Consider the following 23,524-nt stretch of genomic DNA (forward strand, 5'->3'; position numbering starts at 1 on the left):
ACAGGAGAGGATCAAATGCGAGGACTTAAGGGAAAGCGCGTTATTATTACCGGTAGTGGCAGCGGAATCGGTCGGGAAATTGCCCGCCGTTTCGCGGAAGAAGGCGCCGAGGTTGCGGTTTTTGACGTGAACGAAGACGGGGCTGCCGAGACCGTCAGCTTAATCGAAGCAAACGGCGGAAGGGCCACTTCATATATCGTAAATATTACGGATCGCGCTGCTATTGATGCGGCGGTCAAGCTAGTGGAAAGCAGTGGCCCAGTTGACATTCTGGTCAATAACGCGGGCTGGGACAAGATTGTCTCTTTCCTTGATTCGGATGTAGATCTTTGGAAAAAGGTCATCGATATAAATCTCTACGGTCCGCTGCATATGCACCACGCAGTACTTCCCGGCATGGTGAAAAACGGTGGAGGCCGGGTGATCAATATCAGTTCGGACGCCGCTCGTGTTGGCTCCTCCGGCGAGGCTGTTTATTCATCCTGCAAAGGGGGCATCATCTCTTTCACCAAAACAGTTGCCCGGGAGCTTGCCCGCTCCGGCATCCAGCTGAACGTCGTCTGCCCCGGTCCGACGGATACCCCTTTGTTTGCGGAAATTGCCGGGGGCGAAGAAGGCGGGAGCAAGATTGCCGAAAGCCTGAAGCGGGCGATACCGATGCGACGCCTCGCGCAGCCAGCCGATTTTCCCGGCATTGTCTGCTTTCTCGGCTCCGACGATGCAGGCTTTATTACCGGGCAGACAATTTCAGTCTCTGGCGGACTGACCATGCACGGTTAAAGCGTCGCCTAATAGTCGCTTCTTCGGCATCACTTCTGAGCGATGGCAAATATCATTTCCCGTCGCTCATTTATTATACCACCCGTTCCACCGAATATTGCTGACCCGCTTAGAATGTTACCGTTTTCTATTCGCTGCTTTCCGTCCTTCTAAGCATCAATTTGAACAATCAGCAAAATCCGGTTTTAACTGCTTGCTAGAATTTCTAACATTTGTTAGGATTTTTAAAAAGATGGGCCCGCCCATCATGGAAGGGAGACCACGCATGAACTTTCTACCGACCGAAGACCAGTTAGCATTTCGTGACACGGCTGTACGGTTTGCCCGTGAAAAGCTGGCCGCCACCTATCTCCAGCGCGCCAGGATCCACACCCTTAACAGACAACTGGTGTGCGAAATGGGGGCGCTTGGCCTGATCGGACCCGATCTGCCCGAAGAATTCGGCGGTATGGGCCTGGATTACACAACGGCAGGCCTGATGACGGAAGCGATCGCCTATGGCGATTTCAATATCAGTTATATCCAGCTTCTCGCCTCCCTGATGGGTGGGATGGTCGCGCAGCATGCCGGGCGGGATATTTCCGCGGAATGGCTGCCAAAGGTTATCGCAGGGGAAAAGATCATCGGCCTCGGCCTGACCGAACCGCGCGGCGGCTCCGATGCGGCGAGCCTGCAACTGAAAGCCGAGAAAACGGCCAATGGCTGGCGGCTGAACGGTGAGAAAACGTCGATGAGCGCCGCCGATCAGGCGGATGCCGCCGTCATCTTCGCCCGCACCGAAGACAGTACCACTGGCTCCAACGGGGTCAGCGCCTTTTTTGTCGATCTCACTGAAAAAGGCATCAGCCGCACCCATTTCGACGATATCGGCACCAAACCCGTCGGGCGCGGATCGGTCTTCTTTGACGATGTGGTTATCCCGCCGGAATGTCTCATGGCGACGGAAGGCCGGGCCTTCGGCACCATCATGGCCGGGTTCGATTTCAGCCGTGCGCTGATCGGGCTGGAATGTATCGCCCCGGCGCAGGCTTCGGTCGATGAAACCTGGGCCTATATCCAGGAGCGGGAGGCATTTGGCGCCCCCCTCGCCCAGTATCAGGGCGTAACTTTTCCGCTCGCCGAAGCGGAAACCCAGCTCACCATGATGCGCCAGCTCTGCTACTATACCTTGAATCTCCGCGATAGCGGCAAATCCCACACCGCCGAGGCCGCCATGTGCAAATGGTATGTGCCCAAAACCGCCTGCGAGATCATTCATCAGTGCCTCATCCTGCATGGCCATTACGGCTACACCACAGACCTGCCGTTTCATCAGCGCTATAACGACGTTCTCGGATTGCAGATCGGCGATGGCACGGCCCAGATCCAGAAGCTGGTCATCGCTCGCGAGAAGGTTGGCCGCGTTGCCCTGCAATATGACAAGCAGGCGAAAGGAGGCGCCGCGTGACATCTCCAGTAACGACAACTATCGAAGGGGCCGTCGGCATTATCGAGCTTAACCGCCCGGAAAAATTCAACTGCCTGTCACTGGAAGTCCATGAGCTGATCGACAAGGCCCGCGCCGCCTTCGAAGCGAACCCGGAGGTCCGGGCCCTTCTGATCCGCTCCACCGGCAAGCATTTCTGCACCGGCGCTGATCTCGCCGAGGTGAAGGGCAGCCTCAAAGATACGGAGGCGCTGGATCATTTCATCGGCTCCGGAATGGACGTTCTGATGCGGCTGGAGGCGAGCCCCCTGCCCATCATCGTCGCGGTTCAGGGCCTTTGCCTCGCGGGCGGGCTGGAACTGGCGCTCGCCGCCGATGTCTGCTTTGCCTCAAAATCCGCGAAATTCGGCGATCAGCATGCGCAGTTCGGCCTGATTCCCGGCTGGGGAGGCAGTCAGCGGCTGGCGCGTCTCGTGGGACTGCGCCGGGCGCTTGATCTGATGTTCTCCGCGCGCTGGCTGACGGCGGAGGATGCCGTCGCTATGGGCCTCGTCAATTATCTGGTGGCGGATGAGGAGTTGCAGGAGCGTGCCCTCGACTATGCCAAAACCCTGGCGAAGCGATCACGGGACGGCCTGGCCGCCATGAAGCGGCTCGCCCGCTCCGGCATTGAATTGCCGCTCGCCGACGCGATGGATCTGGAGCGCGGCGCGGTCGTCCGTCACCTTCAGGGCACAAATACGGCGGAGGGGCTGGATGCCTTTGAAAACCGCCGCACCCCCAATTTCAATTAGCCGCCGCAAGGCCGCTAGCAAAGGACAGGAAAATGGACTTTACACTGAATGACGAGCAGCGGCAGATTTATGAGTATGGCGGGCAGCTTGCGCAGAAATTCGACAATGGCTACTGGCTGGAACATGCTCGCCGCAAGGCCTTTCCCCGGGAAATGTTCGCGAAGATCGCCGAAGACGGCTTCCTCGGGCTGATGGTGCCGGAGGAATATGGCGGCGCAGGCCTCGGCCTCACGGAAATGGCCCTGTTCATGGAGGGAACCTCCAATCACGGCATTCCGCTTCTCAGCATTGTCGTCGGCCCCTGCATGTCGCTTTCGCATCTCGCCAAACATGGGTCAGAGTTCCAGCGGCGGGAACTGCTGCCCGCGGCCTGCCGCGGTGATATCAAATTCTGTTTTGCCATTACCGAGGCAGGCGCAGGGTCCAACTCGATGAAGATGACGACCATCGCCAAACAGAAGGGCAATCGCTTTTCCCTCAATGGCGAAAAGACATTCATCACCAGTGCCGATCAGTCCGACTATTGCCTTGTCGTTGCCCGCACCACGCCGCATGATCAGGTCGCGAAAAAGACCGATGGCTTCACGCTTTTCGCCGTTGACCTCAAGAAAAAAGGCATCGATATGCAGCGCATCCGCATCTCCATACCGCTGCCGGAGGAACAATGGACGCTGTTCTTTGATGATGTTGATCTTGGCCCCGAAGATATCGTCGGCGAAATCGACAACGGCTTTTCCATCCTGTTCGACACCCTCAATCCGGAGCGTATTCTGGTCGCCGCCATCTGTTGCGGCGTTGGTCGCTTCGCCCTCGACAAGGCCGTCACCTATGCGTCCGAACGCAACGTCTTCGGTCAGCCGATCGGTGGTCATCAGGGTGTGCAGCATCCGCTCGCCAAGGCCTATACGAATGTTGAAATGGCGAGCCTGATGGGACGGCGTGCGGCGTGGGAGTTCGACAACGGCCTGCCCGCGGGCGGCTCCTCCAACATGGCGAAATATGCGGCGGCGGAAGCCGGGGTTGAAGCCGTGGACGCGGCCCTGCAGGCCCATGGCGGATCCGGCTTTATGGAGGACACCGGCATCTACGAGATGTACCCGCTTGTGCGGCTTTTGCGGACCGCGCCCGTCAACCGGGAGCTATGCCTTAGCTTCATTGGCGAAAAGGTCATGGGGCTGCCGCGCTCCTACTAGAATAAAACGGACGATTTCAGGGTTCAGGCGCCTTCGGGACGTGAAGCGCCACCCTCATTTGCGAGAAGATACGAACAAATCATGACGATCCTGAAAACTACTCTCAATACGGCGACGACCGAATTCGCCGAGAATGACGCTCACTATCGCCACCGGATCGACGAGCTTCATGCGTTGCGGCGCGAGCAGCGTATCGGCGGGCCGGAGAAGATCCGTGCCCGTCATACCGACAAAGGCAAGATGCTGCCGCGCGAACGGGTCGAGCGGTTGATCGACCCCGGCACTCCGTTTCTGGAGCTGGGGGAGCTGGCCGGGCTTGGCAAGTATAACGACGTGCCGCCGGGTGCGGGCATTATCACGGGGATCGGCATGGTTTCCGGCCGTCACTGCATGATCATCGCCAATGACGCGACGATCAAGGGCGGGACCTATTTCGGCATGACGACAAAGAAACATGTGCGGGCACAGCGCATTGCCTGGAACAACCGCCTGCCCGTCATCACGTTGGTCGATAGCGGCGGCGCGTTCCTGCCTGATCAGGAGAATATTTTTCCCGATGAAGGGCAGTTCGGCTCCATCTTTCACAATCAGGTCGGGATGTCCGGCGACGGCATCCCGCAGATCGCCGTCGTCATGGGGCCGTGCACGGCGGGCGGGGCCTATATCCCCTCCCTCTGCGATGAGGTGGTGATCGTGCGCGGTCAGGGCTTCATGTATCTCGGCGGGCCGGAGCTGACCTTTGCCGCGACGGGGGAGAAAGTCGATGCCGAAACCCTCGGCGGCGGGAAAATGCATTCTTCCGTGTCCGGCGTGACCGACCATCTCGCGGAAAACGATGCTCATGCCCTCGCCCTCACGCGGGAAATCGTCCTGCATCTTGGTGAAGCGGCGCTGCCGCGTAAAACCCCGGCGACGCCGAAGGCGCCCGCCTACCCGATCGAGGAAATTTACGGGATCGTCAGCCGCGATGCGAAAGTACCGACCGACAATCGCGAGGTTGTTGCGAGGCTGCTCGACGGCAGCGAATTTCATGAGTTCAAGCCACTCTATGGCGATACGCTGATGACCGGCTGGGGCCGCATTCACGGCCATGAGGTCGGCGTGCTTGCGAACAACGGCGTTCTCTTCGTTGAATCGGCGCTGAAGGCAGCGCATTTTATCAATCTCTGCGTCCAGCGCGATATCCCCCTCCTCTTCCTTGCCGATGTCAACGGCTTCATGGTCGGGCGGGAGGCGGAACAGGCGGGCATCGCCAAGGCGGGCGCGAAGATGATCACCGCCATGTCCTCGGCGCGGGTACCGAAATTCACCGTCATCACCGGCGGCTCCTACGGCGCGGGTTATCTCGCCATGCTCGGGCGGCCGTTTCAGCCGGATGCCATGTTCATCTGGCCAAGCGGGCGGGCGGCGATCATGGGGCCGGAGCAGGCCGCCAGCGTCCTCGCCCAGGTACGCAGCCAGATCAATGACCGCGAAGGGAAGAGCTGGGCGCCGGAGGAAGAAGAAGCCTTCAAGGCGCCGATCCGGAAGGAGTATCAGACCTTTCAGGATCCTTACAACTTTGCCTCCAACCTCTGGGTTGATTCGGTGATCGAGCCGGGCGAGACCCGCGACGTCCTCGCCCTCCTGCTTGATGTCGCCGTCCGCAGGCCGAAGGTGGACACCAATTTCGGCGTCTTCCGCTTCTGATGGGGAAAAGAATGAAAATTAAAACCCTGCTGATTGCCAACCGCGGTGAAATCGCCTGCCGGATTGCGAGAACAGCCCGCGCCCTAGGAATAACCCCGATTGCCGTTCACTCCGAGGCAGACAGAACCGCCCGCCATGTGCGCGAGATCGGCCGCTCGATCCTGATCGGCAAGGGTCCGGCGAGCGAAAGCTATCTCAATATCGCTGCCGTTCTGGACGCCGCACAGCGCAGCGGCGCCGACGCCATTCATCCGGGATATGGCTTTCTGTCCGAAAATCCGGAGTTTGCCCGTGCCGTGGAGGCCGCCGGAATGATTTTTGTCGGTCCGACCGCCGAAACACTGGAACGGTTCGGCGACAAGGCGAGCGCCAAGGAGGCGGCAATTGCCGCGAATATTCCCGTCATTCCGGGAAGCGAAGGTGCCCGATCGGACCCCAACGTCATTCGCGCGGAAGTTCTGCGCATGGGCCTTCCCGTATTGCTGAAAGCGGTCGGCGGCGGCGGCGGACGCGGCCAGCGGCTGGTCCGAGCCAAGGCGACGCTGGTGGCGGATATCGAAGGTGCGCTGCGTGAGGCACGCTCGACCTTCGGCTCGGAAGGACTGATTCTTGAGCGTTTTCTCACCGATGCCCGCCATGTGGAAATCCAGATCATCGGTGATGGCGACGGCAAGGTCCTGCATCTTTTTGAACGCGACTGCACCCTGCAACGCCGTCACCAGAAGGTCATAGAAGAAGCGCCTGCCTTCGGTTTGCCGCGCCCGTTGGTGGACAGGATGGCGGCGGATGCGGTCCGACTCGGGGAAAGCCTGAATTACCGGGGGCTGGGCACTGTCGAATTTCTGGTCCCCGGGGAAGAATATTTCTTTCTTGAGGTCAACCCCCGCCTTCAGGTGGAGCATCCGGTGACCGAAGCGATTACCGGTCTCGATCTCATCGCGCTCCATCTCAAAATTGCGGAAGGCGGCGGGCTTGCCCTCGCGCAGCAGGATATCACTTGCACCGGCCATGCGATCGAGGCGCGGCTCTATGCCGAGGATCCCGGCGAGAGTTTCGCGCCCTCGACGGGCGACATTACACATCTTTCACTCCCCGACGACATCCGCCTCGACAGCGGCGTTGAGGAAGGCGACAGCATCAGCTCCTTTTATGACCCGATGATCGCCAAGCTGATCGTCCATGCCCCGGACCGGGCGACGGCGCTGATTGAGCTTGCCCGCGCTCTCCGCCGCACTGCCGTTGCGGGCGTTGAGACCAACCGCGCCTTTCTGTCGGCGCTCGTGTCAAATACGGATTTTGCCGGAATGGCTGTTCACACCCGCTGGATCGACGCCCATCTTGAGGAACTGACCCGCACAACTGCCGATCCCCGCAGCCGGTTATTCGAAGCGCTCGCGGCTGTTCTCTATGTGATGCAGAGACGGCGGGATGATGACGGCAATCCGTGGCGGAACCGCGATGTCTTTACCGGCTGGCGGCTCGGGCTCGGCGATGATCTGACTGAGGCCTGCCAACGTGTCAGCCTTGCAAGGCTTGGCGAGACGGCGTGTGACCTCCGTGTAACGCCCATCCACCGGGGTGGCCATTTTATTGTCTATGATGCCGAGGATACGCCGCTTTCCCTGTCCGCCGAGAAGATCGGTCCACAAAGCTGGCGGGTGACCCACGCCGGGGAGAGCCTGATCGTGCGCGCGAAAGTACGAAATACGCTGGTCGAGATCGGAACGAACGACGCCTGCCATCTTTTTGAGGCGGCACCGCCGCTTGCCTTTGCATCCGGCGATGTGGGGGCGGAGCGGATCCTGACCTCCCCGCTGACCGGCCTGATGATCAAGGTGCTTGTCTCGGAGGGGGACGACGTTCAGATTGGCGATACCGTCGCCATTCTGGAATCCATGAAGCTTGAGATATCCATCAAGGCAGCAACAACGGGTCGGGCCCGTAATATTTCGGTCACCGAAGGGGCCATGGTCGACCGGGGGCAGGCCATCGTTGAAATCGCGGAAAAGGAAGAGGCCGAGGCATGAGTGATTATCCGAAATTCGTTGAATTCCACGAAGAAGGCCCGCGTGAGGGCTTTCAGATTGAAAAGACAATATACCCCATTGAGGAACGCATCGAACTGATCAATCTGCTCAGCGAAACGGGCCTCAAACATATCCAGGTCGGCTCCTTCGTCAGCCCGAAATATGTGCCCCAGATGCAGGATACGAGGGAGCTGTTCAAACGCATCCGGCGCAGAGATGGCGTCAAATATACCGCGCTCTGGCTGAATGAGCAGGGCTTTCGCAAGACGCTCAGCGCCCATAACGTCGATATCAAGGCGCAGCTTCTCTTCTATGCCTCCGACAGTTTCAGCCGCAAGAACAACAATCTGTCGGCGATGGAAATGCGAGAGAAGCAGCGCGACTGGGTCCGGCTTTACAAGCAGGAAGGCCTACCGGTTGAACGGGCCTATGTGATGGCGGCGTTTGGTTGCAATTTCGAAGGAAATATTCCGCAAGAACGCATTCTCGATGATTTTCGCTTTATCCTAAACCTCGCGGCGGAGGAGGAAATCCCCGTCCCGGACCTCATACTTGCCGATACTATGGGCTGGGGAAATCCGGACAGCGTCAAGCGGATGATCGGAGCCTTGCGCAACCTTGCGCCAGAGGCCCGCATCGGCATGCATATTCACGATACCCGCGGGCTCGGGATTGCCAACCTGCAGGCGGCGCTGTCCATGGGGGTGGATCTGTTCGACAGTTCCGTCGCCGGGCTGGGCGGCTGCCCCTTCGCCGATCATGGCAGCAGCCGCGCCGCCGGCAACGTTTGCACCGAGGATGCGGTGTTTCTCTGCCATGAGCTCGGCATCGAAACCGGCATCGATCTCGACAGGCTGATCATCGCCTCCCGCCGCGCCGAGGCGATCATCAGCGCGCCACTGATGGGCCGGGTGATGCATTCCGGCGGCCTCGATAAATACCGTAAAGATTAGGCGCCTTCACAAACAAACGGCCCGGAAATCGGAAATTACCCGTTACCGGGCCGAAAAATCGGCATTGATTCTCGAACAGTGCCTAGATCGGACAGTCTTTGCGGAAATTCGGGGCCCGCTTCTCGCGATGCGAGGCAACCCCTTCTTTCACGTCATCCCCCATAAAGCCAAGCATTTCAAGCGCAGTAGACGCATCAAAGATCGGTCCTGCCTGACGCAGCCAGTTATTAAGCGAATATTTTGTCCAGCGGATTGCGCTTTGAGAACCATTGGCAAGGTCCGTTGCGATACCTAGCGCTGTTTCCTGCAATTCTTCATCTTCAACGCACATGGAAACAAGGCCAATACGCTCTGCCTCCTCACCCGATACCGGCTTGCAGGTCAGCAAGTAATATTTGGCTTTTGCCATGCTGCATAACAGTGGCCAGACGATTGCAGCTACATCGCCGGCCGCAACGCCGAGCCGGGGGTGGCCATCAACAATTTTCGCGCGCTTACCCGCGATCGAAATATCGGCCAGAATACCGACGACCAGTCCTGCCCCGGCTGCAGGACCGTTAATTGCAGAAATGATCGGCTTATTGCAATTGATAATATTGTAAACGAGATCCTTCGCTTCCTTCCAGGTTTTCATGATCTCATCGAAATTACCCGTCATTTTCTCGATCAACCCGAAATCACCACCCGCAGAAAATGCCCTCCCTGCGCCCGTTACGTTAACAGCGTTTATGTCCGGATCACGATCGATGTCCCGCCAGATATCCGTCATCTGAGTATGCGTTTCGGCATCAACGGAATTAAAGCTTTCAGGCCGATCAAAAGTAATACGTAAAACTCGTTCGGCTGGATAGTCGAACCTCAGTTTAGTATAGGCAGCATAGCGGTCAGTCATTCTGGATGTCTCCTTTTTAAGATTTATTGTTCTCTAGGTAGGCCTAAAGCGCCCGCCGGAGTTTAGTTACATTCCAGTGTCAGTGACAATTTCATGCCTTGGCGTCCTCGTTGCCGGTTGTAAATTCGTCATCAATTTCGTCTGAATACATTTTCTCGGCGCGACCCTGATTATAGGCTATCAACCCCGGATAGATCGTATAAAACTCCTTCAGGAATTCATTAATCGGGATATCCTTGAACAGGCCGCGATCGTTCACATATTCCATATGGCGCTGCTCCTGCTGATTGAACTCGTGGAAAAGCGCATCCGACTTGCCATCAAACACTAACGGCTTGACGCCAAAGTGATCGCACATACTCGAATTGAAGGCGGGCGTTATCTTGTACGTCTTCCCATCCAGCCAGACCTGTACATAGCCATGATAGATAAAAATATCCGTCCCCATCAATTCCGCCAACTTTGGCGTATTGAGGTGGTTGCGAACATCCGCAAAACCAAGGGCTGCCGGTATCCCAGCCGCCCTGAGACAGGCAGCGAGCAAAATTGCCTTCGGAACACAGAATCCTGAGTCGCTTTTGGCAATAGCGCTGGCACGATAGAGATCGGGTTCTAGGGGCAAATTATAAGGATCATATCGTAGGCCATCGCGTACCGTCTCGAACAACAGGATTGCCTTTTCGGTAACGGATGCATCTTCAGACAGAGCCTTCAATGCCTCCGCAACATAAGCTTGAATTTCAGGTGCGTCGCTATTCACAAATTCCGCCGGCGACAGAAACTCCGCAGCCTCGACCGGGTGGGTATCAATATGTGACGGCATTCTCATTCCTAATTCAAATGAAATATAGAAATATTTCTAACATTTGTTAGATTACTGTACTAATATGTATCTGTCAATCTGATAGAGACTTTTTCAGTAAAATTATTTTGCTCCATAACGAAGAAATTGAGTGCCAATGACGGCATTGTCATCTATGGACGCTTCCTGAAATGCAAGAGTTTTCTGATTTGTTGGCACTGTGGGTTTGCAGTCATCTATCCGGCCTGTTTACGCGGTGCCGATGACCGCTGGCCTTGATGGAGTCCGATGGATCGATACCCTGTCACATTATCGGGCTGTAAGCCCGGACCACACCTCGGGTTGGCATTGTCAGAGGAAAACTGCTTGAGCTTATATGACGCTAAAATTACGGTTGCCTCATGAAAAATCCATTCCGTTATTTCAAAACGTCTCCAGAAATCATCCGTCTGGCCGTTATGATGTATGTTCGATATCCGCTTTCATTGCGTCAAGTGGAAGACCTCCTGCATGAGCGGGGCATCGACGTCAGCTATGAAACAGTCAGAGCATGGTGGAATCGTTTCGGGCCAGTGTTTGCGACAGAAATCAGAAAAGCCCGCTCCGTTTCCTTCCATAACTCATCTCAGTGGAGATGGCATCTGGATGAAGTTTTCGTGCGGATCAATGGCGAGATCCATTATCTTTGGAGAGCCGTTGATCACGAAGGTGAAATTCTTGAAGCCTTCGTATCTAAGCGGCGCAATCGCAGCGCTGCCTTGAAGTTTCTGAAGAAAGCCATGAAACGATATGGCAGCCCGAAGATTATTGTGACGGATAAACTTCGCTCCTATCGAGCGGCAATGAAAGAAATAGGCAATTCGGATCATCAGGAAACTGGTCGATGGCTGAACAACCGGGCTGAAAATTCGTATCAACCGTTCCGCCGACGAGAACGCGCGATGATCAAATTCAGGAGTACAAAATCATTACAGAAGTTTGTCTCTATTCACTCGTCAATCCACAACTATTTCAATCACGAACGTCATCTCCATAGCCACGAAAATTTCAAGTTGAAACGTGAAGCCGCTCTTATGGAGTGGCGTCAGCTTGCCGCTTAAGGATCGTCATCTTTCCTCTTTACTTCGCCTAACAACTTTCCTCTGACAACACCGCCCAACCGGCGAACACCGTAGTTGTTGGTTCGTCCGATAAATGTAGATGGTCGTATCTCCTGATACGACGTCTTGATACATAGCCTCAAGGATCATGGCTACGTATCGCCGCAACTCCACAAGCTTGCTTTGTACGTCTTTTGGAAAAGGTCTGCGACCTGCGAGAAGGTCTCGGGCGAACCTTTCGGAGAAATCGCCGACCTCGGCAAGGTCGCGGGCCGTTAAGCCAAGATAGGAACAAACAACCGCATATGATGCTTCCATAGCCGACATCTTTCTCTCCTGAGAGGCGCGGCCTAGATACCGTCCGCCTTATTTAAGTTCCGTTTTCGGAACCTGTCAATGGCTTGGACTTGAGATTTGGGAGCGCCGGATGCGGTAGTAGAGCCCGGTTCAGCCCCGCCGGACGCGCCCACTCCCTCTTTCTTACGAGCATAGACCTGTGATAGCCCAGAAATGGCGCTAGGGACGGATTTTGGCTGGCTGAAAGTCGGAAAATAAGGCATATTCGCCGGACAGTGAATATTGACATTTTCACGAATATTCTCTATTTTAGGCATATTCACTGAACAGAGAACGCGGCAAATATGGCGACTTTTGAAGGCTACAAGCTTGAAATGGAAACGATCGAAAGGCTTCTTAAGGCCCTTCGGGAGCTGCCGGACGTGGACGCTCATGAGCCGGTAATGCAACCGGCGGCCCACGGTGACCGTGGAATCGACGCCGAGATTGAGTTCACCGCAGGAGGTAAGCGCTACCTCCTACTCATTGAAATCAAGAAATCGGTCTATCCGCGCGATGCGCAACAGGTTCTCTGGCTGCTCGACCGTTATATGGCCGCAGGCCCCTCAGATCGCAAACAGCAAGTTGTGCCTCTTCTGGCGGCCGAATCAATCTCGCCGGGTGCCAAGGATCTTCTGAAGAGCGAAAATTGTGGATTTTTCGACACTGGGGGAAGCCTCTTCATCCCAGCCCGCGGTGCATACGTCCTTATTGAAAAGCCGCCCCCGAAGACGCTTCAAAAATCAGTCCGGGGACTGTTCAAAGGCAAACGCTCTCAGGTGCTGCATGCGCTGCTGATCCGACACGAAGAATGGTTCGGCGTGAAGGAGCTCGCGGAGATTGCGGAGGTCTCCCCTGCAACGGCCTCTGAAACGCTGTCAGCGCTCGAGCGCTTTGAGTGGCTGACGGTGAGAGGTCAAGGGCCGTCCAAGGAGAGACGGCTCACTGATCCCGGTGCGTTGCTGGATGAGTGGCAAAAGCAAACACTGGCCGCAACGCGGAAACAACCACATCGCCGTTTCTACGTCTCGGGTAGCAATCCTGACGATATTGCGCACCGCTTCTCGGATATTTGCGAACAGCTTGGACTGAATTATGCGCTGACGGAGCAAAGTGCGGCACAGACCTATGCGCCGTTTCTTACCTCCGTTTCGCGGGTGACGTGTCGGTTGGCATACAGCAGCCGGGTGAGCGATCTGTATGCAGAACTGGAAGCAAAGCCCGTGAATGAAGGTGCCAATCTCGATGTGATCGAAACGCGGTCACAGGGCGAATTCCTGTTCAGGGAACGTGTCGGTCAGCTTTGGTTGGCAAGTCCTGTGCAGGTCTATCTTGACCTGCTCCGAAGTGGCGGACGCGGAAAGGAAATGGCGGAACACCTCCGGCAAGAAAGGATCGGTTTCTGATGAACAAGCCGGGTGAAGCCAGCGGTTACGATAACGAAGTGACCGAGAACTGCGAACGGGTTCTTGTGACCCTGCTTCGCGGACTCGGTCCGTGGAAGGATTCTGTCTATCTCGTGGGCGGATTGACGCCGCGCTATCTCGTTAGGGCCAGGCCCCCGGCTGTCCCGGAGCATGCGGGAACTGGCGATGTGGATATCGTCGTCGAGCTGCAAATGCTGACCGATACCGAGGCGTATCACTCACTTGAAGAAAACTTCATGAAGCTGGGTTTCGCGCGCGGCGAAAACGCTAAGCATGAAAAAGTCTCATGGCGTTGGCAGACGAAGACCGATAGCGGCGCGACAATTATCCTGGAGCTGCTTGCTGACGACCCCAAACTTGGCGGCGGCAAGGTCCAGCCCCTACCAACCGAGGGGAATGTCTCAGCCCTTAACATTCCCCACGCATCGATGGTCTTTGACCATCATGAGGTAAAGGAAATCAGCGCTGAGCTGCTGGGGGACGATGGCGTTGCGACCGAAAAAATCCGGCATGCTGACATTGTGAGCTTTACCTGTCTGAAAGCTTACGCTCTCGACCAGCGGTACGAGCGCAAGGACGCGCATGACCTTGTTTACTGCATCGAACATTATGAGGGTGGCTTGGAAGCAGCGGCCCAGGCATTCCGGGATGCAATGGGCGGTAAACACAAGGAGACCGTCGAAGAAGCCCTTCAAATCCTCAAAAAACACTTCGCCGATGACGACAAGTTCGAAGGCTTCACAAAAGATGGACCTGTCGCCGTCGCGAAATTTGAGCTGGGCGAAGACGAAGGGCTAAGGGAAGCCCGAGTCCTGCGGCAGCGGCAGTCAGCCGACCTCATCATGCGCCTGCTAAAGGAAATCGGGGCATGAGCTATTTCAGCGAACGTGAACATGGAGAGCAGCCACGCGAGTCCGAAGCTATCGGCGAAGGGGCATGGGGTGGCATCCAGGCCTTGATACGGAGCCGGGTGGAAGACGGCTCGTTCGGAGCAACCTATCCTGAAACATGCCATGACGGAGCGGGTCCGGTCGGCACCGACTCCGATTCGCTGGCTAGGGCGGTCCGCGCGGAGATCCCAACCTTTTCCGATCCACCGTGGTTCGACATAGCGTCCGGAGTACCGGGCACGCTCGACATTCTCGACCTTGTCGAGTTTTCCTGGCGCACGGTCAGCAAGCCGATCAAGGGCGGGTATCACAGCTACTTCCAGCACCATCACCTGAGCTTCGATATCGACGCCGGGCGCGATGAGTTTCGCGAGGCGGTGAACAAGATTTTCCGACGCAACGGGCTTGTCTACGAGCTGCGGAAGAACGGACATATCGAACGGCTAGCGCCACCGGTCCTTCGCGAAGTGTTGACGGCCGCCGCCTTCCACACCGGCGATAGCGAGCTGGATATGATGCTGGAGAAGGCGCGGCGGAAATTCCTCGATCCTGACATTGCCGTGAGACGGGAATCCCTTGAGGCCCTTTGGGACGCGTGGGAACGGCTGAAGACACTGAACGGCCCGAACAAGAAAACGCTTTTCCCAGCCATGCTCGACAAGGCCTCAGGACCGACCTCCCCGCTGTTCCGCGACGCACTTGAAAAAGAGGCGCACGAACTCACCCGCCTTGGCAATGAGCTACAAATCCGCCACGCCGAAACGAACCGCGAGCCAGTATCCCAGAGCAGCCATGTCGATTACCTGTTCCACCGGCTCTTCGCAATTGTGACGGTCGTTCTCAAAGCGGAGGGGCGCGGATGGTGAAGCTGAAGCGATCACAAATCCGCGCTGTCGAGGAGGCCGTGGCCTATCCGCAAGGCTTCGGCTACGTGCTGGATTTTTCCGACCGGACGATCTCCGAATTTTTCGAGGACGAGTTCGGTATCGACTTCGATGATCCCAAATACGCGGAAAATGGAAGCTCGAAACGAAACCGGCTGACGATCTTCATCGCGATCGAAGACGCCTACACTGTCGCCAAGATATTACGAGCCCTATGGGATCGGCGCGAAGGCTTGATCCGCAAAAGCGGAGGGAATGAGAACGAGGCCGCAGAGGAGGAAACGAAACGTGTTTTCCTCGAAATTATCGCCAGTGTTGAAGGCAGCTCTGAAATCCCGCGGACCGACGCGCTGGATCGGTATGCCCGTGACCGAACACTGGATGAATTGATCCAAGACATAGAGCGTGACCTTCAGGCTAACAAGCCGGAAGCTGCCATGGATCACCTTCATACATATTGCGTGAAAAAGTTCACGCACCTCCTGCGGACGCGGAACGTGGAATGCGGCGATGACGAGCCGCTGCACTCCCGGTTTGGCAAATACCGCAAAGAGCTTTTGAAAGAGCGCGACCTGAACCCGTTTACCGACAGAGCGCTCAAATCGGCAATAAGCTTGTTCGAAAGCTACAACGACATACGCAATCGTCATTCATTCGCTCACGACAACCCGATCCTGGAGCCGACAGAAGCGCGTTACGTGTTCGACACGGTCAGCGCGATTCTGGTCTTCCTGCGGGCAATCGAAGCCGGGCGGTACGAAAGGTGGGAGCGATGACAGGGAACACTCCGCGTGACACTTTAGCAGGAAAAAATCAGCCTTTTCGACTATTTACACTTGGGCTCCTGATTGACTTGTGTAGTATAAATTCATGATAGAGAACGTATTTCAAGGCCATCTATTTAACAGTGATTTCCTGACACAGTCGGTTGTCAGGACTGCGGACTGGGAAAACCTCAGAGACGATGAGATATATTCGCTTTCTGCGGATTTAACTGCAATCTACTCCGCCTTTTCTATTGAGAAGACGCCCAATGTGTCCCGAACCGAAGACGACTTGATCAGGCCGATCTTTCGGCGGCTAGGCTGGTTCGAAGCCGTGCGTCAGCAGAAACTGACCGTCAAGGGAAGAGATCATGTGCCAGACGAAATCATGACCATCAAAGAGGTTGTGGCGTACCTCAAAAGATCAAGGAAAAGACGGCCTACCGCTTGGTCGGCGCACGAAAAATCCCCGGCTTTAAGGTCGGCGGCTCATGGCGTTTCAAGCGGGAAGAAATTGAGGCATGGAATAAACGAAGGTCGCAATAGCGCGGCTAGGGAGAAGAGCTCTTATGGCTGCCATACATGATTTAGTGCGTCAGATCGCCGATCCAAAACTGCGCGACCGCATCGAAGAAGAATGGGATGCGGCGACGCGAAAGAAGAAATTTGGTTTGGTATATGAACGGCACCTTCCGGAGCTAGTACCGATATACGACGCCAAACCGAAACGGGGCGATTTGGTCGCTCTTCGAGGAGGAGCACTCTCTGAAACGTGGCAAGTGCGACACATTAAAGCGGCGAATGCTTTTTTGGTTCCATCCGGCACGATTGATGAACAAGCGCAATCGCGCGAAAAAACATATAAGGCCTTGTCGGACTTAATTGTCGTTAAACAATTCGGAGAACCCATTTTTCCAGCGTTGACCCCGGTAGATGTTGTGCAAAATGGCCCAACTGATGCACCGTGGCATGCCTTGATCGAGGCCGACAATTACCACGCTTTGCAGCTTCTAGAATACCTCTATGCGGGCAAGGTGGACTGCATCTATATCGATCCACCCTACAATACTGGTGCTCGTGATTGGAAATACAACAACGATTATGTGGACGGAAACGATGGCTGGCGGCACAGCAAATGGCTTTCCTTCATGGAAAAGAGACTGCGTCTCGCCAAAAGCCTTCTGAAGCCAGATACAGGCGTATTAATCTGCACCATTGATGAGCACGAAGTGCATCACCTCGGTAATTTACTCGAAGACATATTCCCTGAGTGTGCCGTTCAGATGGCAACTATCGTTATCAATGCTAAGGGAGTTTCGCAAGGTAGACTGGCAAGAGTAGAAGAATATGCGATGTATGTATTTATGCCAGACGCTTCTCTAAAAGCCCATCATGATGATCTTCTTTCGGTAGACAGAACCAATGAAAAGAGATTTCAAACGCCCCGCTGGGAATGGTTGCTTCGGGGTGGCTCTAATTCGCGCCGAGAAGATCGCCACTTATTATTTTATCCGGTATTTGTGGACCCAGAAACGAAACGAATACTTGATGTAGGAGAGCCGCTTCCACTTGATCAGGTTCCGGATCAGGCGTCGCTGGATGATCCCAGTGTGGCATGGCCCGTGCGCAGAGACGGTTCATTTGGCAATTGGCAAGTGGGGCCGACTAGCTTCAAGGCATTAATAGAAAAAGGATTTGTACGTTTAGGCGGGTATGACAAGAAAAGAAAGACTTGGACTATTCAGTATCTGAACCGCGGGACACGGTCCAGAATAGACAACGGAGAAATTATAATAACCGGAAAAAATGAAATAACAGGATCGGTGAATATTGAATATTCATCATTGGACGCGAGACTCAGAAATATAAAAACTGTTTGGAATAGAGGAATACACGACTCCGGTATTTATGGTTCGAGTATTTTGCGTGGGATACTTGGAGAAGGTGCCGCTTTCACATTTCCAAAATCGATTTACTCTACCCGAGACGCCATAGCTTCAGTTGTTAGAGATAATTCAGAGGCACTTGTCGTAGATTTTTTCGCTGGAAGCGGGACAACGCTCAATGCCGTCAACCTACTAAATGCCACGGACGGTGGACGACGCCAATGCATTCTCGTCACCAACAATGAGGTGGCGGCAGATGAAGCCCAAGCGCTGGCCGAACAAGGCCACCAGCCCGGCGACCCAGAATGGGAGTCCAAGGGCATTTGCAAATCAGTGACCTGGCCTCGGTCCAAGTTTACCATTCTTGGTTATCGTGATGACGGCACAGCTCTTCCAGGTGATTACATCACAGGTCGAATGGTCGAACGTGAGAAGTCACGCAGGTTCCGACATCTAGCGTTCGTTACGGCGGAAGACTTCAGAATACCAGGAGGGCTGGACGAAAAAGCTCACGCCAAGTCAGGCAAAGAGATCATAGCGAGACAAAAGTCGCTTGTCGCATTGATCGACGGACTGCCGCAAAATTCTGTGACTGTCGGCTGCCGTTACATTGCTAGTGAGGACTACAAAACCGCGGTACTGTTTGATCCGGACGCCGCGGACGATTGGCTAGCCGAACTTGGTGAGGAAAACCAAGCAACCGATTTTTTTATCGTGGCTGATACGGTCAAGCAATTCAAAGAGATCAGGAGCAGGGTCGAGGATCTGCTTGGGCCTCAGATTATTCAAGACGAAGAAAAACGCCCTATGGCCGAAGGCTTTGCCGCTAACCTGGCCTATTTCAAGCTCGATTTCCTCGACAAAAACCGGGTTGAGCTGGGCGCGGCTTTACGTGAGGTGCTCCCACTTTTATGGCTTAAGGCAGGAGCAATCGGCGCGAGGCCTGAATTGCCTTCTGGTCCATTGCCTGACTGGTTCGTGCAAGACGGTACAAATTTCGCAGTGCTCATTCACGAAGCTCGCATCAAGGACTTTATGAAATCTCTGAAGGGGCAAAAAGATCTAGCGTACATCTTTATTGTGACTGACTCGGAAGAAGCGTACCGCGCTTTGTCGGACGAACTCAGATCCCTTTTGACCACGGAAAATCAGGAATTGAAGTTCGTGCAACTCTACCGAGATTACCTGGCCAATTTTGTCATTAACACACGGAACGATAATGCCTCGATGGCACGGGGGGATGAGGCATGAAAATTTCTCTGTTCGATTTCCAGAAAGACGCGCTGTCCAATTTGCGGACGCGCTTGTTGACGGCCCGTCGAGATGCATCATCTGAGAATCCTCAGGCAATTACGCTTTCCGCACCCACGGGTAGCGGGAAAACGGTCATCATGACGGCTCTCTTCGAAGCCATCCTAGATTCTCCAGATGCGCAGTTGGATTGGTTGCCACATGAGTGGGAGCCGCAGCAAAACGCCGTTATCCTATGGCTATCCGATATGCCGGAACTGAACGAACAAACTCGGCGGAAAATCGAAAGGCAATCCGACAAGGTTTTTCGCGTCGGCCAACTTGTGACCGTTGATGCCAGTTTCGATGAAGAACGCCTTCAAGGTGGACGCATCTATTTTATCAATACGCAGAAACTCGCGACCGACAAACTGCTGACGCGTGAGGGGGATAAGCGCACCTGGTCACTCTGGCGGACACTTACGAACACGGCTCGTGCCATTCCGGATCGCTTTTATGTGGTGATCGACGAAGCGCACCGGGGCATGTCAAACGGGCGGGGCAGGTCTGCGGCGCAATCGATCGTTCAAAAATTTATCAAAGGGGATGTAGAAAACGGCCTGGTCAGGATGCCACTGATTATAGGCGTTTCAGCCACGCCGAAACGTTTCAACGATCTTCTGGCCGATACCAACCATACGATATCGCGCGTTACTGTGCCGCCAGAGGACGTGCGAGAATCTGGGTTATTGAAAGAGCGTATTCTGATCCACCACCCCGATGTAGCGACCAAAGCGGAACTAGGTCTGGTTGCGGAGGCCACACGTCGTTGGATAGAGATATCAAAAAACTGGGAAACATACTGCCGGGAAGAAGGCGAACGGAACGTAAGGCCAATCCTGGTGATTCAAGTTGAAGATGGGAGCGGCAGCATCCTCACTAAGACGAACCTAGGCGCAGTCGTAAAGGTAATAGAGGACGTTTTAGGTCGCTCACTGAAAGACAGCGAAATTGCCCACTCCTTCATGGATAAAGTTGGAGTCAAGGCGGCTGAACGCGAGCTACTCTACATTGAACCATCCAGAATCGAAGAGGACCCTGAATTGTCGGTGGTTCTTTTCAAGATGGCTCTCTCTACTGGCTGGGATTGTCCTCGCGCGGAAGTGATGATGTCGTTCCGGCGAGCTGAAGATCATACCTATATCGCTCAGCTTCTTGGCAGAATGGTGCGAACGCCTCTCGCCCGGCGGATTGAGCGGCGTGCCGAGTTAAACGACGTGCATCTTTTTCTCCCGCATTTCGACAGTAAGGCGGTTAAAGATGTCATTACCGCCCTTCAAACTAGCGAAGACATCCCGCCCGCCGAAGCCGCAGATGCCCGCGAACTTGTTGTGCTCAATCGAAGAGCGGGAACCGAAAATATATTTGCCGCAATGTCGGAGCTGGTCACTTACAGGGTGAATGCTCACCGCGCGCAGAGTGACCTGCGCCGGTATCAGGGAATTGCACAGCGGCTGACTATCGATGGCATTGACGATAGTGCATGGGAGAAGGCGAAATCCGATGCGGTCGCATGGATTGGAGATGGGGTTACGAGGCTAAAAAAGTCCGGTCAGTTCGACGTCGACCAAAAGACCCTTACCCGTTTGGCGCTGAATACCCTCGCAGTTGAAAGCGTAACTGGGGTGGCGGAGAGTCAAGAGGACTATGAAATTGATGTTTCTGATCTCGATATTGACCGCCAGTACCAAGAGGCTGGTCGTGCTTTAGGAAATGGTCTTCACCAGAGCTATTGGAAAGCCCACGCAGAACGTGATCCGCTGGAGGTCAAGCTAGAGGTTATCGTCGCAAGCAGGGACGGGGCTTCGATGACAGAATTGGAACGACGGTCGAAGAAGGCTTTTAATACTCTATACGATGACAACCGCGCCGCCATTGGCAAGCTGCATGAGCAAAGTCGGATGGCCTATGAGCGCCTTCGTTCTGCCTCGACTACGCCAGAGGCAATTTCCTGGCAGCTCCAGGACACAATTGACTTCCGGCGAGATCCCAAAGAACCCGTCTGGGACCGTCACTTGTTTACGGAAGATGACGGAGAATTTCGGGTGGATTTGGGAACATGGGAAGCGGGGGTATTGGCCGAAGAACTTGCCAGGAGCAAGACCGTTGCATGGCTGCGGAATTTAGAGCGAAAACCCTGGTCTCTTGAAATTCCCTACAGCCAGGGAGGGATCGCCAAGCCCATGTTCCCTGATCTGTTAATCGTGCGAGAAGTTGATGGCGACTTCATTTTTGACATTCTTGAGCCGCATAATCCTTCGCTAAACGACAATATGGCTAAAGCCAAAGGGCTCGCTGACTTCGCTGAGAAACATGGCGATGTGTTTGGTCGCGTTCAATTAATCCGTGGTGGGGCTGGGGACAAGTTCATAAGGTTAGACCTTCACCGGAGCGAGATTAGAGATCGTTTGCGCGTTCTGGATAAGAATACACAGTTGGATGCACTCTTTGACGAGTTTGCGTAAGCCTCATAATACGAACTCGGAAGAGCAGAAAATATTACGTGTAGCCATTGCCTTTTAATGGATATTGTCCCGAACCCCTGACGCCCAACGGGCTGGCTCGGACGGCTGAACGGCTTCCCTCTCAGCCTGACAGACGGCGCACCGCAATCGTCCGCTGCCGGACGACCTTCAAGCGGCGGCCTATATACCCGTCCAGGTCCATTGACGCTCACCGAGCTGGACCTGACGGCTCCTGAGACTGCTCTCTGAACCTGACGGGTTGGATCAAGCCTCCGGCCTCTGGCCGGAATCGCCCTTGGTGGATTTGTCTTTGCGCTTCGGCCTGTCGCGCCGGACATTGACCAAGGATGTGTCGATCATATCCTTGAGGTGTGCCGCATAGTGCTTCTCGATCATCTCGACGCTGGTCCGGCAGTTCTTGGCAACCTGATAGATGTCAGCGTCTTCGAGAAGGCGGAAGCATATGTAGCTGTGGCGCAGGCTATAAGCCGTGCGAGGTTTGCCGTTGCGGTCAAACTTCAGTTTGGGCTCATTGAGGATGCCGTTGAACATCTTCTTGAATTCGTTCGGGAAGAGCCGGTCCGTGGGCTTCGGTTTTTCCAGCTTAGGTTCCCCTGAGTCATTGTTTGGATTGTCGGCGACGGGCCGCTCCCGGTCACGCAGGCGCTCGAACAGGCGCACCGCGCCGGGCATGGATTTGCAGTAGCCGACGCCGCGCTTGCCGCGCACCTCGATTTCTAGAATGCGATCCCCGGAGAAATCGTCATCGACGATAACCACGTCGCGGAATTCGAGGTGCTTCACCTCGTCGGGGCGGAGTCCAGTGTTCGCCATCAACAGTACGAAGTCGTGCAGTTGCTCGGCATGCCATTTGAAGCGTGGGTTTTTCGGGTTGGCGGCGTTGGCACGCGTCGCCTTGTAGAGTTGCTCATATTCGTTCGGCGTGAACCAAGGCCGGCGCTCGACCTTGCTTCGTCTCCGGTATGGATCGGAGAGGTCGGGCAGGTTCTCCAGCCAGCCGTGACGCTGGGCCGTCTTGAGCACCATGCTCAAGGTGACGATTTCATTGTGGATGGTGTTGCGGGCAGGTGCCTTCCAGGGCTTCGGCTCCGGGTTGTTCTGTTTCACCTTGCCCTTGCGGTTACCTTTACCCTTGGCGCTGTTGTTTGTCTGATCGGCTTTGTCGTCGCGCTTCGGCTCCGTCATGCGATGGACGCGGTATTTCTGAACCGCGCCGGAGGTTATCTTGGTGACGGACATCTTGCCGAAATACGGCATGAGATGGAGTCGAATTTGGTCCTTGTGGCCTTGCACCTATTTCGGGCTGCGGCGGCCCCGTGTGATGGCTTCATACTCTTCCTCAAACGCCTTCGCGGCCTGGGCGAAGGACTTGCCGGTCGGCAGCTCGCCGTGACGGCCCTTGTCTCTGAGGGTCAGATACCAGTCCTCGGCAAAATCCTTGGCGAGTTGAAGGCTCTCTTGCTTGGTCGAAGTTCGCCAGTTTCGACCAGCGAGGTAGGAGGAGCACTGCCAAAATCGGCTGTTATCGCGCTTATAGAGGTGGACTTTGCCGCCAAATATCGTGTGGCTCTTCATGATTCTTCGTCGCGTCTCAAAATGTGTGAAAGTGTGTAACACATTTGAAACGATAACAGGCCCCAGTGGGGCCTGTCAAAATCGCGACTAAGTCATTGATTTAGTTGGTTGCGAGGGTAGGATTTGAACCTACGACCTTCAGGTTATGAGCCTGAATATTGCCGATTTAAGTAATTGATATTATTGTATTTTTAAATTTCATGTGCCTCTGGTGTGCCTTTCGGAGATATGATCTGAAAATTGCACACCCGTTTACTTCCACAAAGCTTATATTTCTTGAGGTGTAGATATGTCGTTACTCGCGGGACATTTCCTGGCTTTGTCACATTA

The 23,524-nt window shown here is 55.0% G+C and carries 18 protein-coding genes and 1 pseudogene; 15 read left to right on the forward strand and 4 right to left on the reverse strand.

The features are described 5' to 3' along the window. Positions 1-15 precede the first annotated feature (15 nt). From AACZ19_RS03415 to AACZ19_RS03445, 7 genes are all read left to right on the forward strand, one after another. Positions 16-780, forward strand: coding sequence for a glucose 1-dehydrogenase (locus AACZ19_RS03415; protein WP_339631145.1), 765 nt, complete (start codon positions 16-18; stop codon positions 778-780). Positions 781-1,045: 265 nt separating this feature from the next. Next, a complete protein-coding gene (locus AACZ19_RS03420; RefSeq protein WP_339631147.1) occupies positions 1,046-2,227 on the forward strand; it encodes an acyl-CoA dehydrogenase family protein in 1,182 nt (393 codons plus the stop codon). Further along, positions 2,224-3,000 (forward strand): enoyl-CoA hydratase/isomerase family protein, encoded by a 777-nt coding sequence (locus AACZ19_RS03425; protein ID WP_339631149.1) that lies wholly within the window; start codon positions 2,224-2,226, stop codon positions 2,998-3,000. The genes AACZ19_RS03420 and AACZ19_RS03425 overlap by 4 nt, the downstream gene beginning before the upstream one ends. A gap of 32 nt (positions 3,001-3,032) precedes the next feature. Next, positions 3,033-4,193: an acyl-CoA dehydrogenase family protein gene (locus tag AACZ19_RS03430; protein ID WP_339631151.1), complete on the forward strand. Its 1,161-nt coding sequence runs from the start codon at positions 3,033-3,035 to the stop codon at positions 4,191-4,193. An 81-nt stretch (positions 4,194-4,274) separates the two neighbouring features. Further along, a complete protein-coding gene (locus AACZ19_RS03435) occupies positions 4,275-5,882 on the forward strand; it encodes a carboxyl transferase domain-containing protein (protein ID WP_339631153.1) in 1,608 nt (535 codons plus the stop codon). Positions 5,883-5,893: 11 nt separating this feature from the next. After that, the gene (locus AACZ19_RS03440) at positions 5,894-7,909 is read left to right on the forward strand and encodes a biotin carboxylase N-terminal domain-containing protein (protein ID WP_339631155.1); all 2,016 of its coding nucleotides are present in this window, start codon (positions 5,894-5,896) and stop codon (positions 7,907-7,909) included. Next, positions 7,906-8,862 carry a hydroxymethylglutaryl-CoA lyase gene (locus AACZ19_RS03445; RefSeq protein WP_339631157.1) on the forward strand — a complete coding sequence of 319 codons (957 nt, stop codon included), beginning with the start codon at positions 7,906-7,908 and terminating at the stop codon, positions 8,860-8,862. Before AACZ19_RS03440 ends, AACZ19_RS03445 begins: the two co-directional genes overlap by 4 nt. Positions 8,863-8,944: 82 nt before the next feature. On the opposite strand, the gene AACZ19_RS03450 is transcribed toward AACZ19_RS03445, so the two are convergent. Beyond that, positions 8,945-9,754 (reverse strand): enoyl-CoA hydratase/isomerase family protein, encoded by an 810-nt coding sequence (locus AACZ19_RS03450; protein ID WP_339631159.1) that lies wholly within the window; start codon positions 9,752-9,754, stop codon positions 8,945-8,947. Positions 9,755-9,845: 91 nt separating this feature from the next. Beyond that, complete coding sequence (locus AACZ19_RS03455; RefSeq protein ID WP_339631161.1) at positions 9,846-10,577, reverse strand: transglutaminase family protein; 732 nt, start codon at positions 10,575-10,577, stop codon at positions 9,846-9,848. Between the two features lie 380 nt (positions 10,578-10,957). Between AACZ19_RS03455 and AACZ19_RS03460 the strand changes: the two genes are divergently transcribed. The 8 genes and pseudogenes from AACZ19_RS03460 to AACZ19_RS03495 all read left to right on the forward strand — a co-directional run bounded on the left by AACZ19_RS03460 (position 10,958) and on the right by AACZ19_RS03495 (position 21,598). After that, the gene (locus AACZ19_RS03460) at positions 10,958-11,656 is read left to right on the forward strand and encodes an IS6 family transposase (RefSeq protein WP_339631163.1); all 699 of its coding nucleotides are present in this window, start codon (positions 10,958-10,960) and stop codon (positions 11,654-11,656) included. A 641-nt stretch (positions 11,657-12,297) separates the two neighbouring features. Next, entirely contained in the window at positions 12,298-13,398 is a 1,101-nt protein-coding gene (locus AACZ19_RS03465) for a type IV toxin-antitoxin system AbiEi family antitoxin (RefSeq protein WP_339631165.1), read from the forward strand. Continuing rightward, positions 13,398-14,291 carry an antitoxin gene (locus AACZ19_RS03470; RefSeq protein WP_339631167.1) on the forward strand — a complete coding sequence of 298 codons (894 nt, stop codon included), beginning with the start codon at positions 13,398-13,400 and terminating at the stop codon, positions 14,289-14,291. Before AACZ19_RS03465 ends, AACZ19_RS03470 begins: the two co-directional genes overlap by 1 nt. After that, positions 14,288-15,175, forward strand: coding sequence for a hypothetical protein (locus tag AACZ19_RS03475; protein WP_339631169.1), 888 nt, complete (start codon positions 14,288-14,290; stop codon positions 15,173-15,175). Before AACZ19_RS03470 ends, AACZ19_RS03475 begins: the two co-directional genes overlap by 4 nt. Continuing rightward, positions 15,169-15,969, forward strand: a complete 801-nt coding sequence (locus tag AACZ19_RS03480) for an abortive infection family protein (protein ID WP_339631171.1) — start codon at positions 15,169-15,171, stop codon at positions 15,967-15,969. Before AACZ19_RS03475 ends, AACZ19_RS03480 begins: the two co-directional genes overlap by 7 nt. Positions 15,970-16,345: 376 nt before the next feature. Next, positions 16,346-16,503: pseudogene (locus tag AACZ19_RS03485) on the forward strand (helix-turn-helix domain-containing protein). A gap of 23 nt (positions 16,504-16,526) precedes the next feature. Then, positions 16,527-19,094 (forward strand): DNA methyltransferase, encoded by a 2,568-nt coding sequence (locus AACZ19_RS03490; RefSeq protein ID WP_339631173.1) that lies wholly within the window; start codon positions 16,527-16,529, stop codon positions 19,092-19,094. Next, entirely contained in the window at positions 19,091-21,598 is a 2,508-nt protein-coding gene (locus tag AACZ19_RS03495) for a DEAD/DEAH box helicase family protein (protein WP_339631175.1), read from the forward strand. The genes AACZ19_RS03490 and AACZ19_RS03495 overlap by 4 nt, the downstream gene beginning before the upstream one ends. 264 nt (positions 21,599-21,862) lie before the next feature. Here AACZ19_RS03495 and AACZ19_RS03500 read toward each other — a convergent pair whose 3' ends face one another. Together AACZ19_RS03500 and AACZ19_RS03505 are read right to left on the reverse strand one after the other, a co-directional pair. After that, entirely contained in the window at positions 21,863-22,912 is a 1,050-nt protein-coding gene (locus AACZ19_RS03500; RefSeq protein ID WP_339631176.1) for a hypothetical protein, read from the reverse strand. Further along, positions 22,913-23,194 carry a hypothetical protein gene (locus AACZ19_RS03505; RefSeq protein WP_339631178.1) on the reverse strand — a complete coding sequence of 94 codons (282 nt, stop codon included), beginning with the start codon at positions 23,192-23,194 and terminating at the stop codon, positions 22,913-22,915. Positions 23,195-23,524: the final 330 nt, after the last annotated feature.

The organism is uncultured Sneathiella sp., from assembly GCF_963973085.1.
Lineage (GTDB): Bacteria > Pseudomonadota > Alphaproteobacteria > Sneathiellales > Sneathiellaceae > Sneathiella.